At 64.4% G+C, this 11,593-nt stretch carries 12 protein-coding genes; 7 read left to right on the forward strand and 5 right to left on the reverse strand.

Going from position 1 to position 11,593, the window contains the following annotated elements; translation table 11 throughout:
* Positions 1–113 precede the first annotated feature (113 nt).
* Together AC6CIE_RS23490 and AC6CIE_RS23495 are read right to left on the reverse strand one after the other, a co-directional pair.
* Positions 114–605, reverse strand: a complete 492-nt coding sequence (locus AC6CIE_RS23490) for a copper chaperone PCu(A)C (RefSeq protein WP_175124985.1) — start codon at positions 603–605, stop codon at positions 114–116.
* Between the two features lie 18 nt (positions 606–623).
* On the reverse strand, positions 624–1,523 hold the full coding sequence (locus AC6CIE_RS23495; RefSeq protein WP_056560345.1) for a LysR family transcriptional regulator ArgP: 900 nt from the start codon (positions 1,521–1,523) through the stop codon (positions 624–626).
* A 147-nt stretch (positions 1,524–1,670) separates the two neighbouring features.
* Between AC6CIE_RS23495 and AC6CIE_RS23500 the strand changes: the two genes are divergently transcribed.
* The 7 genes from AC6CIE_RS23500 (at position 1,671) to AC6CIE_RS23530 (ending at position 8,833) form a co-directional block, all read left to right on the forward strand.
* Positions 1,671–2,303, forward strand: a complete 633-nt coding sequence (locus tag AC6CIE_RS23500) for a LysE/ArgO family amino acid transporter (protein WP_175124984.1) — start codon at positions 1,671–1,673, stop codon at positions 2,301–2,303.
* An 8-nt stretch (positions 2,304–2,311) separates the two neighbouring features.
* Positions 2,312–2,626 carry an antibiotic biosynthesis monooxygenase family protein gene (locus AC6CIE_RS23505; RefSeq protein WP_175124983.1) on the forward strand — a complete coding sequence of 105 codons (315 nt, stop codon included), beginning with the start codon at positions 2,312–2,314 and terminating at the stop codon, positions 2,624–2,626.
* Between the two features lie 51 nt (positions 2,627–2,677).
* Complete coding sequence (locus AC6CIE_RS23510; protein ID WP_498094231.1) at positions 2,678–3,619, forward strand: LysR substrate-binding domain-containing protein; 942 nt, start codon at positions 2,678–2,680, stop codon at positions 3,617–3,619.
* Between the two features lie 369 nt (positions 3,620–3,988).
* Positions 3,989–5,152 carry an ABC transporter substrate-binding protein gene (locus tag AC6CIE_RS23515; RefSeq protein WP_175124981.1) on the forward strand — a complete coding sequence of 388 codons (1,164 nt, stop codon included), beginning with the start codon at positions 3,989–3,991 and terminating at the stop codon, positions 5,150–5,152.
* Positions 5,153–5,293: 141 nt separating this feature from the next.
* Positions 5,294–6,166 (forward strand): branched-chain amino acid ABC transporter permease, encoded by an 873-nt coding sequence (locus AC6CIE_RS23520; RefSeq protein ID WP_006216335.1) that lies wholly within the window; start codon positions 5,294–5,296, stop codon positions 6,164–6,166.
* A gap of 3 nt (positions 6,167–6,169) precedes the next feature.
* Positions 6,170–8,092 (forward strand): branched-chain amino acid ABC transporter ATP-binding protein/permease, encoded by a 1,923-nt coding sequence (locus tag AC6CIE_RS23525; RefSeq protein ID WP_175139640.1) that lies wholly within the window; start codon positions 6,170–6,172, stop codon positions 8,090–8,092.
* Between the two features lie 18 nt (positions 8,093–8,110).
* The gene (locus AC6CIE_RS23530; protein ID WP_056560356.1) at positions 8,111–8,833 is read left to right on the forward strand and encodes an ABC transporter ATP-binding protein; all 723 of its coding nucleotides are present in this window, start codon (positions 8,111–8,113) and stop codon (positions 8,831–8,833) included.
* Between the two features lie 881 nt (positions 8,834–9,714).
* Here AC6CIE_RS23530 and AC6CIE_RS23535 read toward each other — a convergent pair.
* The 3 genes from AC6CIE_RS23535 to AC6CIE_RS23545 form a co-directional block, all read right to left on the reverse strand.
* Positions 9,715–10,140 carry an organic hydroperoxide resistance protein gene (locus tag AC6CIE_RS23535; protein ID WP_191579564.1) on the reverse strand — a complete coding sequence of 142 codons (426 nt, stop codon included), beginning with the start codon at positions 10,138–10,140 and terminating at the stop codon, positions 9,715–9,717.
* Positions 10,141–10,303: 163 nt separating this feature from the next.
* Entirely contained in the window at positions 10,304–10,765 is a 462-nt protein-coding gene (locus AC6CIE_RS23540) for a MarR family winged helix-turn-helix transcriptional regulator (protein ID WP_498094234.1), read from the reverse strand.
* A 60-nt stretch (positions 10,766–10,825) separates the two neighbouring features.
* On the reverse strand, positions 10,826–11,533 hold the full coding sequence (locus AC6CIE_RS23545; RefSeq protein WP_175124978.1) for a Crp/Fnr family transcriptional regulator: 708 nt from the start codon (positions 11,531–11,533) through the stop codon (positions 10,826–10,828).
* Between the last annotated feature and the right edge of the window lie 60 nt (positions 11,534–11,593).

Raw genomic sequence — 11,593 nt, forward strand, 5'->3', positions numbered from 1 at the left:
GCCGACTCGGATGAGTCGGCCTTTTGCATTGCGGCGATGGCGGGCCGCGGATGGGCCCGCGCCCGCGCCTGCGCCGCTAAAAAAGCGCGCAGCCTGGCGGGGTGGCGCAAAGATCAGTGCTTCATCGCGCCGTGATCGTGGCTCATGCCGGGATTATGCGAAGCCGGCTTGACCTTGAATTCCACCGCCACTTCGCCTGCCTTTTCAAACTTGAGCGTGGCGGGCACGGTGGCGCCATCCTTGAACGGCGCCTTCAGCTTGATGAACATGACGTGATAGCCGCCCGGGCTGAGCTTGACCTCGGTGTCGGCGGGCAGCGCGATGCCGCCTTCGACCTGACGCATCTTGGAGACGCCGTTTTCGGTCTGCACGGTGTGCAGTTCGACGCGTTCGGCGGCATCCGACGAGACCGACAGCAGACGGTCCGGCGCCTTGGCATCGTTGTCGATATCCATGTACCCCGCACCGTTGGCCTGTCCGGGCGCCGAGGCGCGGACCCAGAGATCGTCGACTTCGACCTGGCCGACCTTGTAGTCCTTGGCCCACGCCGAACCGGCGGTGCACAGGCCGATCGCGGCAACAACGGCAAACTTGCGGATGTTCATGGGTGTCCTCCTGAGACGTTAGCGGCGCCTGACCAGGCTGCGGGCGGCTGACAGCACCGAGTCGGTCAAGGCTTCCATGGCCTCGGAGTTTACCCGCCAATGCTGCCAGTAGAGCGGCACGTCCTCCCACGCCCGGCCGCGCAGCAGAACGAGTTGACCGGCATCAAGATGTTCCTGCACGAGTGGCAGCGGGTTCATGGTCCAGCCCAGTCCGCCCAGCGTGGCCTGCACGAAGGCGCGCGTGGACGGCACCCACCAGACCGGCGGCTCCCACGGCGCGGGGTCGGCGATCTTGTGCGCAAAGCGCGCCTGCAGCGCGTCCTTGCGGTTGAAGACCAGAACGGGCGCCTGAGCCAGCGTCTGCGCGTTGACGCCCGAGGCGAAGTAGCGCTTGTGGAAGTCCGGCGTGCACGTGGCCACATAGCGCATGCTGCCCAGCGCGTGGATGCGGCAGCCCTGCACCGGATCGGCCAGCGTGGTCACGGCGCCCAGCACGGAGCCGTTGCGCAGCAGCGCCGCCGTGTGATCCTGGTCTTCGGACAGCATGTCCAGCGTGGCGCGGGTGCGCGCCGCGAATTGCAGGGCGGCGTCGACGAACCAGGTTTCCAGGCTGTCGTGGTTGACCGCGATGGGGATGCTGGCGTGGGGCACGTCGTCGTCGGCGACGCCCAGCCGGTTCAGCGCGTCGTGCTCCAGCAAGGCGGTCTGCTCGGCCAGTTGCACCAGCACCTGTCCGTCTGCCGTGGCGGCGGCCGGCACCGTGCGTTGGACCAGCAGTCGGCCCATCCGGTCTTCCAGCGCCTTGATCCGCTGCGACACCGCCGACGGCGTGACGCTGAGCGACAGCGCCGCGCGCTCGAAACTCCCTTCGCGCACCACCGCGGCCAGGGCGCGCAGGTTGCCGTGATCGATTTTCATGAGATTAGAAATACTTAATATAGTGAAGGAAAATTAGCTGTATTTCATATACATGGCAAGGGAAAATGGCGCATTGCCGATCGCTCTCAGCATTCGGCCACCCATCAAAGCGCCGCTACAGGCGTTGCAGTCACAGGTCTTTTTTCCATGTTTGCCACCTTGTCATCCCCCGCCTTCCTTACCGCCTGGGCCAGCGGCACGGCCACGGGCCTGGGCCTCTTTGCCGTCGTGGGCGCGCAAAGCGCGTTCATCCTGCGCCAGGGCCTCATGCGCGCGCATCTGCTGAGCGTCGTTGCCATCTGCGCGCTGATCGACGCGGTCTTCATCTTTGCCAGCGTGTCCGGCCTGCAGGCGCTGACCGCGTGGTTCCCCTGGCTGACGACCGCCGTGCTGTGGTTCGGCGTGGCGTTCCTGACCTGGTACGCCGCGCAATCCGCGCGCCGCGCCTGGACCGCCACGGGGGGGCTGGCCGCCGCCCGCGACGTGGTGCCGTCGCGCCGCGCCGCCATGCTGGGCGCGCTGGGTTTCTCGCTGCTGAACCCGCACTTCTGGCTGGACATGGTGGTGGTCGGCTCACTGGCGCACGGCTTCGAAGACGCCCGCATGGCCTTCGCCGCCGGCGCTTTCACCGCCAGCCTGCTGTGGCTGGCGGTACTGGGCATCGGATCGCGGCTCTTTGCACCCTTCTTTGCCAGCGCGTCGGCCTGGCGCGCGCTGGACGGCATCATCGCCGTGGTCATGGCTGGTTTGGCGATCAGCCTGGCGCTGAAGGGCGTCTGAGCCTCGCCATGTACACCTCCACGTTCATCTTCGCCATAAAGCAGTTCGACGACGCATTCCACCGCCTCGACCAGCGCATCGCAGAGGCGGCGCGCGCGATGCCGGGCTACCTGGGGGAAGAATCCTGGGAAGACACCACGCGCGGGTTGTTCGCCAATGTCTATTACTGGCAATCGCTTGAAGCGTTGGACGCGCTGATCCGGCATCCGGCGCATCAGCAGGCCAAGGCCGCGCAGTCACAATGGCTGGACGGATACCGGGTGGAGATTGCCCAGGTGCTGCGCCAGTACGGGCACGGCGTGCCCGCGCCGGCACTTTTATAATCGGCGCCTCACCACTTTCTGTCGGGCGCCGGGCCGGCCCGCCAACGCGCCATGCGTGGACCTTCGCCTTCCAAAGACGTGCGCCTGCCGCCGCTTGCCGCCATCCAGGCGTTCGAAGCGGCCGCGCGGCTGGGTTCCTTCGAGCGTGCGAGCGAAGAACTCTTCGTCACCGCCAGCGCCATCGGCAAGCGCATCGCCTCGCTGGAAACCCTGCTGGACGTCACGCTGTTCATTCGAAGCAGCCGCGGTGCGACGCTGAGCGCGGCCGGACACGAGTACCTGGAACAGGTGCGTACGGCGCTCGATCTGCTGTCCGACGCCTCGCTGCACAAGCGCAACGAACCCAAGCTGGAAACGCTGCGCGTCGTGTCCACGCCGACATTCGCCCGGCAGGTGCTGATTCCTGCCCTGCCCGGCTTCACCGCGGCAAACTCCGGCGTCGAACTTGAAATCATGCTGTCCATTCCTTACCTGGACATCATGCCGCCCAACGCCGACGTCTGGATCCGCTTTGGCAGCGGCAAATATCCCGGCCTTCATGCGCATCCGCTCACGCACGATCCGGTGTTCGCGGTGTGCGCACCGAGTTATCAAGCGGCGCGCGGCCCGTTCAAGCGGCCCGCCGATCTGGCGCGCACCGACCTGTTGCGTTGCCCGATGGAACCCTGGCGTCCGTGGCTGGCGGCGGCGGGCCTGGACTGGCCCGAGCCGTCGCGCGGCGTGTGGCTGGTAGACCTGGGCATGATGCTCGCCGCGGCGCGCGCCGGCCAGGGCGTGGCGCTGACTCGCCGATCGCTGGCCGCCGAGTGGCTGGACGAAGGCAAGCTCGTTCGCGTGCTGGATGTGGAGATCCCTGGCGAGTCGCAGTACTACCTGTGCACCGAAGCCACACGCACACCGGGCGGCGCGGCCCAGGCGTTTTCCCTATGGCTCGCCGAGGTCTGCAAACGCGCAGCCCAATGGCCATGCGGGCCGCAGGCCGGTCAGGAATAAATTTCCAGTTATCTGCGGAATGAATTTCCGCACGACGCCGCACCCTGATCGCTAGGATGCGGCCAGCGTGACTGCGCACGTCCCGGAGACACGCTGTGTGGACAAGCGGAAGCGGACGCATTGCGAACGCAACACCGACGCACGCCCATCTCACCGCCCATTCCACTCACAGCATTCAGCAAGCTGAAAGGAACCTTGCATCCGCACTAGGTATTTACGCGGAAAAGCACCGCCGGGTCAGATTCGCGTAAGCGATTAAGCAGACAGTCACGACACGCAACAAAGGAGCGCGCCAACAAAACACCATCCGCCGATTGGCGCCGGCACACGGCTTTCCACGCAGTTCACCCAATTACAACGGAGACATCCATGGATTTTCGTTTGAAGCTGCTTGCAGGAACCCTTGCATTTGCCGTATCGGCCGCGTCCCACGCCGCCGACCCCATCAAGATCGGCGTGGCCGGCCCCTACACGGGCGGATCGTCCTCCATGGGCGTCAGCATGCGCGACGGCGTTCGCCTTGCCATTGAAGAGATCAACAAGAACGGCGGCGTGATGGGCCGTCAGCTCGTCGCGGTCGAACGCGATGACGAAGCCAAGAACGAGCGCGGCGTACAGATCGCGCAGGAACTGATCAACAAGGAACAGGTGACCGCCACCGTCGGCTACATCAACACCGGCGTCGCATTGGCCTCCCAACGTTTCTACCAGGACGCCAAGATCCCGGTGTTCAACAACGTGGCCACCGGCAGCGTGATCACGCATCAGTTCAAGGCGCCTGAATACCCCGACAACTACGTGTTCCGCAATGCGGCCCACGACAGCATCCAGGCCCCGATGATCGTGGAAGAAGCGATCACGCGCCGCGGCTTCAAGAAGGTCGCGATCCTGGCCGACTCCACCAACTACGGCCAGCTCGGCCGCGAGGACCTGGAAAAGGCCCTGGACGCCAAGGGCATCAAGCCGGTCGCCGTCGAGAAGTTCAACATCAAGGACGTCGACATGACGGCCCAGCTGCTCAAGGCCAAGGCCGCGGGGGCCGAAGCCGTGCTGACCTACGGTATCGGCCCGGAGCTGGCCCAGGTCGCCAACGGCATGACCAAGCTGGGCTGGAAGGTGCCGATCATCGGCAGCTGGACGCTGTCCATGGCCAACTACATCGACAACTCCGGCGCCAACGGTGAAGGCGCGCGCATGCCGCAGACCTTCATCCAGGACCCGGACACGCCCAAGCGCAAGGCGTTCATCGACGCCTACCTGGCCAAGTTCAAGCCCAAGAACAACCGCATCGATTCGCCGGTGTCGGCGGCGCAGGGCTATGACTCCATCTTCCTCTTGGCCGCGGCCATCAAGCAGGCGAACTCGACCGACGGTCCCAAGGTGCGCGAAGCACTGGAAAACCTGCAGACCCCGGTCGAGGGCGTGGTGATGACCTACAACAAGCCCTTCTCGCACGACAACCACGACGCGATCACCGCGAAGGAAGTGGTCATCGGCGAGGTCAAGGGCGGCCGGGTCATCAAGGCCAACTAAATCCCGACAAGCAGGAAGGCGGCGGCTGCCCGGCCGCCGCCACCCGCGCCTGAAGCTTCGGGCGCGGGGCATGCAGCCGCCTGAAAACAGCGTTCTGCCCAAGGGGGTTGGGACGGAACACAGCGCCTCAAGACACACACCATGATTCTTCTACAGCTCATCTATAGCGGTATCGCGCTAGGCATGATCTATGCGGTCATTGCGTTCGGCTACCAGCTCACCTTCGCCACATCGGGCACCTTGAACTTCGGCCAGGGCGAAGCCCTGATGCTGGGTGCGCTCGTCGGCCTCACGCTCGTCGGACTGGGCGTGAACTACTGGGTCATGATTCCCATCGTCTGCATCTTCGGCTTCGCGCAGGGCGCGCTGGTCGAACGCGTGGGCGTACGGCCCGCCATCAAGACGCGATCGGAATTCGGCTGGATCATGGCCACCATTGCGCTGGGCATCATCTTCAAGAACGTGGCCGAAAACATCTGGGGCCGCGACGACCTGCGCTTTCCCTCGCCGCTGCCCGAGGCGCCGATTCAGGTGCTGGGCGCCAACGTGCTGCCGATGGAGCTGCTGGTGGTGTTCGGCGCGCTGGGCATGATGATTCTGGTGGAAATCTTCAACCGCAAATCCATCTACGGCAAAGCCTTCGTCGCCACGTCCAACGACCGCGACGCGGCCGGCCTGATGGGCATCAACACCGGCATGGTCATCACGTTCTCGTACGCACTGTCGTCGCTGACCGCGGCGTTTGCCGGCGTGCTGGTCGCGCCGCTGACGCTGACCGGCGCCACGATGGGCGCTGTGCTGGGCCTGAAGGCATTTGCCGTCGCGATCATTGGCGGCCTGTCCAGCGGGATGGGTGTCGTGGTGGGCGGGCTGATCCTGGGGATCGCCGAAACGACCACCGGTTTCTATCTATCAACGGGATACAAAGACGTGCCGGGATTGGTATTGCTGCTGCTCGTTCTGACCTTCAAGCCCGCCGGCCTGTTCGGCAAGACCGCGATCAAGAAGGTGTAAGCGATGAAACCCCTGCATCTTCTCCTATCCATCGTGGCCGTGGCCTGCCTGGCCGCCGTGCCGCTGGGCGTGACCAACACGTATTACCTGCACTTGATTGAAACCATCATGATCTATTCGATCCTGCTGTTCGGGCTCGATATCGTGGTGGGCTACACCGGCCAGGTGTCGCTGGGCCACGCCGGCTTGTTCGGCATCGGCTCGTACGTGGCCGGCGTGCTGGTCTTTCACCTGCAGATTCCCATCTGGCTGACACTGCCCGCCGCCATCGTCATCGCCGCCGCCTTTGGCGCAGTGCTGGCGCTGCCGGCGCTGCGCGTCACCGGCCCCTATCTGGCGATGGTGACGCTGGCCTTCGGCACGATCATCCAGATTCTGATCAACGAGATGACCTTCCTGACCGAAGGCCCGCTGGGCATCAAGGTCACCAAGCCGTCCATCGCCGGCCACGTGCTGACCAAGGCCGAGTACTTCTGGCTGGTCGCCGCGCTGCTGGTGATCTCGCTGATCGTGGTGCACCGGATCTTGAAGTCGCACCTGGGCCGCTCGTTCGAAGCCTTGCGCGACAGCCCGATCGCATCCGATTGCATGGGCGTGTCGGTGTACCGGCACAAGGTGATCGCCTTCGTCATCAGCGCCGGCTTTGCCGGCCTGGCGGGCGCGCTGTACTCGTATTCGGAACAGTACATTTCGCCGAACACGTACAACTTCGAACTGACGATCCTGTTCCTGCTGGCCATCATCATGGGCGGCCGCAAGAGCCGCACCGGCGCGCTGCTGGGCGCCTCGATCATCGTGCTGCTGCCCAAGATGCTGGACGACATCGGCACCTTCCGCCTGATCGCGCTAGCGGTGGCGATCCTGGTGACGGTGGGCAGCGTCGTGGCCATCTCCAAGGGCCGCACCGAGCCGCGCAAGGTCGCGGTGCCGGTAATCGGCACGATCGTGCTGGCCATCTTCTCGTACTGGCTGGACGCCGTCACCGATTGGCGCCTGACCATTTTCGGCGCGATGATCCTGTTCGTCGTGTACTACCTGCCCGACGGCATCGTGGGCTTCGTTCGCAACCTGTTCTTCTCGACGCGGCGCGCGGCGCTGGCGGTGAAGAAGGACCTGGTGAAGGAACAGGATGCGGTGCCGGACGCCGTCGCGGGCAAGGGCGAGACCCTGCTGGCGGCCAAGAATGTGCTGATGCAGTTCGGCGGCCTGAAAGCCCTAAACGAGGTGGACCTGACCGTCAAGCGCGGCACCATCCACGGGCTCATCGGACCCAACGGTTCCGGCAAGAGCACGATGATGAACGTGCTGACCGGCATCTACGTGCCCACGGCCGGCGCGGTGGAGTTCGGGGGCAAGTCGCTCGTCGGCCTTCCGCCCGCGGACATCGCCGAAGCCGGCATCGCGCGCACGTTCCAGAACGTGCAACTCTTCGGCGAAATGACCGCGCTGGAGAACGTGCTAGTGGGCCTGCATCACACCTTCACGACGGGTCTGGCGGGCATCGCGCTGCGCACGCCCAAGTGGAAGACCGAGGAACAGGGCGCACGGGCACGGGCCATGGCGCTGCTGGAGTTCGTCGGCCTGGAATCGCTGGCCAGCGAAGAGGCGCGCAACCTGCCCTACGGCAAGCAGCGCCTCCTGGAGATCGCCCGCGCACTGGCGCTGGATCCGCAACTGCTGCTGCTGGACGAACCGGCGGCAGGCCTGACGGCGCCTGACATCGTGGAGCTGCTGGCGATCATCCGCAAGGTGCGCGACCACGGCATCACGCTGATCCTCATCGAACACCACATGGACGTGGTGATGGGGGTGTGCGACACGGTGTCGGTGCTGGACTTCGGCCAGAAGATCGCCGAGGGCCTGCCTAACGAAGTGCAAAGCAACGCCAAGGTGATCGAGGCGTATCTGGGCGGCGCGCCCGCCTGACGCCAAGGGGACAAGAAGATGCTATCGATCAAGAATCTGGAAGCAGGCTACGGGAAGGTGAAGGTGCTGCACGGCATCAGCATGGAAGTGCCGAAAGCCAAGGTGGTGACGCTGATCGGCTCGAACGGGGCTGGGAAGACGACGACGATGCGGGCGCTGTCGGGGATGATCCGGCCGACTGCGGGGGAGATCACGCTGGGTAGCAAGCGGATTGATGGGATGGAGTCACATCGCATCGCGCGGCTGGGACTGGCGCATTCACCGGAGGGGCGCCGGGTGTTTCCGACGCTGTCAGTGACCGACAATCTGCTGCTGGGTGCGTTTCCGCGTCTGACGGGTAGCCGGCCTAAGGGTGACGTTCAAGCTGATCTGGGGCGAGCGATGGATCTGTTCCCGCGGTTGAAGGAACGGCGGGATCAGCTGGCTGGGACGCTGTCGGGCGGTGAGCAACAGATGCTGGCGATGGCGCGCGCGGTGATGCTGAATCCGGAATTGGTGCTGCTGGACGAGCCTTCGATGGGACTGGCGCCGATTCTGGTTGAAGAGGTGTTCCGGATCATTGCGCGGCTCAAGGAAGAAGGCGTGACGATGCTGCTGGTGGAGCAGTTTGCGGCGGCGGCGTTAAACGTTGCGGATTATGGGTATGTGCTGGAAAACGGGCGGATTTCTGTGCATGGGAGTGCGGAGAAGTTGAAGCATGATCCGGCTGTGGTGGCGGCTTATTTGGGTGGGGGGCATTGAGGGTGACGATTGGTCGGCTGGCGGTGAGGCGGGTTCTTGAGACGCCCGCCGCAGCGGGGGCCTGGGTGCGCGGGGCTACGATTGCGGTCCGGAGCCTTCGCTCCGGACTGCCCCGTCCTCATCCTCGTTGCCGCCTACGGCGGCTGCCTTCGGATTCCGTCGGGCGCATCTACACGCCCCGCGCACCCAGGCCCCCGCTGCGACGGGCTCGTGTGGTTTCAGCTTTACCGGCGGCGGGCCGAGTCGAGTTCTTTAGGTTCTTGCCCACGGTGGGGGGAGAGAGAAAGATCTTGCAGGGCCCGCCCGCGGCGGCCGCGCGGGCGGCCTTCGGGGGCTTACGCGGCGTCTTGCGTCGGGGCGATGACGCTTCGCGTGTGGCTGCGGTGTGGTCGGGTTCTTGCCTATGGCAACGTCGAGTGTCTGACACTGACGAGCACCATTCGCAAGCCGCTCTCCGCACGCGCGCAAGCGCACACCGCACCGACGACCCACAGCTCCGATGCCGATTGCCGCCGCCCGGGCGGCAGCAATTCGGCGGCCCCGCAGATCTCCTGCCCTGAACACAGGTCTTGAAGCGCCGCATACCAAAGACCCTCGTAGCACGGCGTCGCGGTCACCGTGGGCGCGAGCGCCGTCGATGCGCCCGAGGGAATCTGAAGGGAAGGCCGAAGGCCTGGACGAAGATGACGAAGGGGCAGTCCGGAGCGAAGGCTCCGGACCGCAATCGTGGGCGATCGTGCCCACGGTGACCGCGGCGCCGGGCGACCTACGAAGAGCTTCGTGGCGCGGCAAAAGGAAATGGGCCTCGCAGGCATCCGACCAAATCAGTCTTCACCTGCGAGGCCCACTCTCACGTCACATTGATCAATGCGACGTCACCCTCAGATGATCGTCAACGTCACATCAATGTTGCCGCGCGTTGCGTTCGAGTACGGGCACACGATGTGTGCGGCCGCGACCAGCTTTTCGGCTTCTGCGCGGTCCAAGCCCGGCAGCGAAATCTTCAGTTCTGCTTCGATGCCAAAACCCGTCGGAATCGCGCCGATGCCGACGATGCCGTTTACCGACACGTCCGCCGGGATCGCGATCTTGTCGCGGTTGGCGACGAACTTCATCGCGCCCAGGAAGCAAGCCGAGTAGCCGACGGCGAACAGTTGTTCCGGGTTCGTGCCTGCTGCGCCGGCGCCGCCCAGTTCGCGGGGGGTGGTCAGCTTGACGTCAAGGTTGCCGTCGTCGCTGACGCCACGGCCTTCACGGCCTCCGGTGGCGGTGGCGTTGGCGCGGTAGAGGACTTTTTCGATCGACATGGTGTGGTTCCTTTGAATGAAAGTTTGTACTGCTTGCCTTGCGGGACCCTTCCCGGGTTGGCGGTCAACGATGAACTTGCGACTTGCTTAAGAGTTTAAATCGTGAACAACAATATCGTGCGCTATTTATAAAACCGGATGATGACAGTCATCACCCACAACCTCAAAGACTTCCGGCCAGCTTCTCCCGCAGCGCGTGCAGCATCTTCGTCATGCCCTGCGCTTCGTCCAGCGAACACTGCGCTGCCGCGCCCACCGCGTGCGGCACCGCTTCGGCCTTTTCGCGCAGATCGCGGCCCTGTTTCGTCAAACCCACGATCACCTGGCGCTCGTCGCTCACCGCGCGCTTGCGCGTCACCAGTCCCGCGGCCTCCAGGCGCTTGAGCAGCGGCGTCAGCGTGGCCGAATCCAGAAACAGGCGGCTGCCGATATCCGTCACCGTAATTTCGTCGCCTTCCCACAGCACCAGCATCACCAGGTATTGCGGGTAGGTCAGGTCCAGCTCGCTCAGCAGCTTGCGGTACACCTTGTTCATCGCCAGCGAGGTCGAGTACAAGGCGAAGCACAACTGGCTGTCCAGCAGCAGCGGGTTGAAAGCGGCTTTGGTCTTGTTTCTGGATTTCATGGTGCGATATTAAATAGCGCGCGATTTATCGTCAACACTTTTTTTAAGTCCTGATGACGATTACGCCGCCTGCTCCGCTTCCACCGCGCCGCGGTCCGAGCCGTATTGCTTCAGCCCGTCCAGGTCCAGCACCCGAACCGCCCCGTATTCCACGTTCAGCAGCCCCGCCTCCTCCAGCTTGCGCAGCGCCTGGTTCGCACGCTGGCGTGACACCCGGGCCAGATAGCCGACTTCTTCCTGTGTAATCGTCAGTCGCATCCCCATGCCCGGATACAGCAAAGGGTTGAAGAGCTCGGCCAGACAGCGGGCCACGCGCGCATCGGGATCGAGCAGACGGTCGTACTCCGCCTTGCCGATGAACTGCGCCACGCGCTCGTTCAATTGATGCAGCAGGTACCGGTTGAACGGAATACTGGTATCCAGCAACCAGTCGAACGTCGTGCCCGGCAGGCGCGCCACCACCGAATCGCGCAGCGCCACGATGTCGTACTTGCGGACCTCGCGTTTCAGCAGCGAGCCCTCGCCGATCCAGCCCCCGGCGGGCACGCCCGTCAGCGATGCGACCTTGCCTTCCGAATTGCCCACCGACACCTTCACCAGTCCCGCCAGCACGCCGATCCAAGCCTGGGCGAGTTCGCCTTTGCGCTCTATGATCGATCCGGCAACGACCTGCTGCACGGAAAGGTCCCGCTCCACGCGCGCTTGCTGTTCGGCGTTGAGCACGCGGAACCAGGCGGCGGCGAGTTGCAGGGAGTCGGATAGCTGCATCGGGAATACCCTAAAAGGTCCTTGAATGTCGCGATGGTGACAGTTGGTAGCAACCCAACC

Source organism: Achromobacter sp. GQ309 (assembly GCF_059759315.1).

Excerpts from the sequence above, each read along its gene's own strand:
- AC6CIE_RS23490 (WP_175124985.1), bottom strand. The coding sequence starts at position 605 with ATGAACATCCGCAAGTTTGCCGTTGTTGCCGCGATCGGCCTGTGCACC.
- AC6CIE_RS23495 (WP_056560345.1), bottom strand. The coding sequence starts at position 1,523 with ATGAAAATCGATCACGGCAACCTGCGCGCCCTGGCCGCGGTGGTGCGC.
- AC6CIE_RS23500 (WP_175124984.1), top strand. The coding sequence starts at position 1,671 with ATGTTTGCCACCTTGTCATCCCCCGCCTTCCTTACCGCCTGGGCCAGC.
- AC6CIE_RS23505 (WP_175124983.1), top strand. The coding sequence starts at position 2,312 with ATGTACACCTCCACGTTCATCTTCGCCATAAAGCAGTTCGACGACGCA.
- AC6CIE_RS23510 (WP_498094231.1), top strand. The coding sequence starts at position 2,678 with ATGCGTGGACCTTCGCCTTCCAAAGACGTGCGCCTGCCGCCGCTTGCC.
- AC6CIE_RS23515 (WP_175124981.1), top strand. The coding sequence starts at position 3,989 with ATGGATTTTCGTTTGAAGCTGCTTGCAGGAACCCTTGCATTTGCCGTA.
- AC6CIE_RS23520 (WP_006216335.1), top strand. The coding sequence starts at position 5,294 with ATGATTCTTCTACAGCTCATCTATAGCGGTATCGCGCTAGGCATGATC.
- AC6CIE_RS23525 (WP_175139640.1), top strand. The coding sequence starts at position 6,170 with ATGAAACCCCTGCATCTTCTCCTATCCATCGTGGCCGTGGCCTGCCTG.
- AC6CIE_RS23530 (WP_056560356.1), top strand. The coding sequence starts at position 8,111 with ATGCTATCGATCAAGAATCTGGAAGCAGGCTACGGGAAGGTGAAGGTG.
- AC6CIE_RS23535 (WP_191579564.1), bottom strand. The coding sequence starts at position 10,140 with ATGTCGATCGAAAAAGTCCTCTACCGCGCCAACGCCACCGCCACCGGA.
- AC6CIE_RS23540 (WP_498094234.1), bottom strand. The coding sequence starts at position 10,765 with ATGAAATCCAGAAACAAGACCAAAGCCGCTTTCAACCCGCTGCTGCTG.
- AC6CIE_RS23545 (WP_175124978.1), bottom strand. The coding sequence starts at position 11,533 with ATGCAGCTATCCGACTCCCTGCAACTCGCCGCCGCCTGGTTCCGCGTG.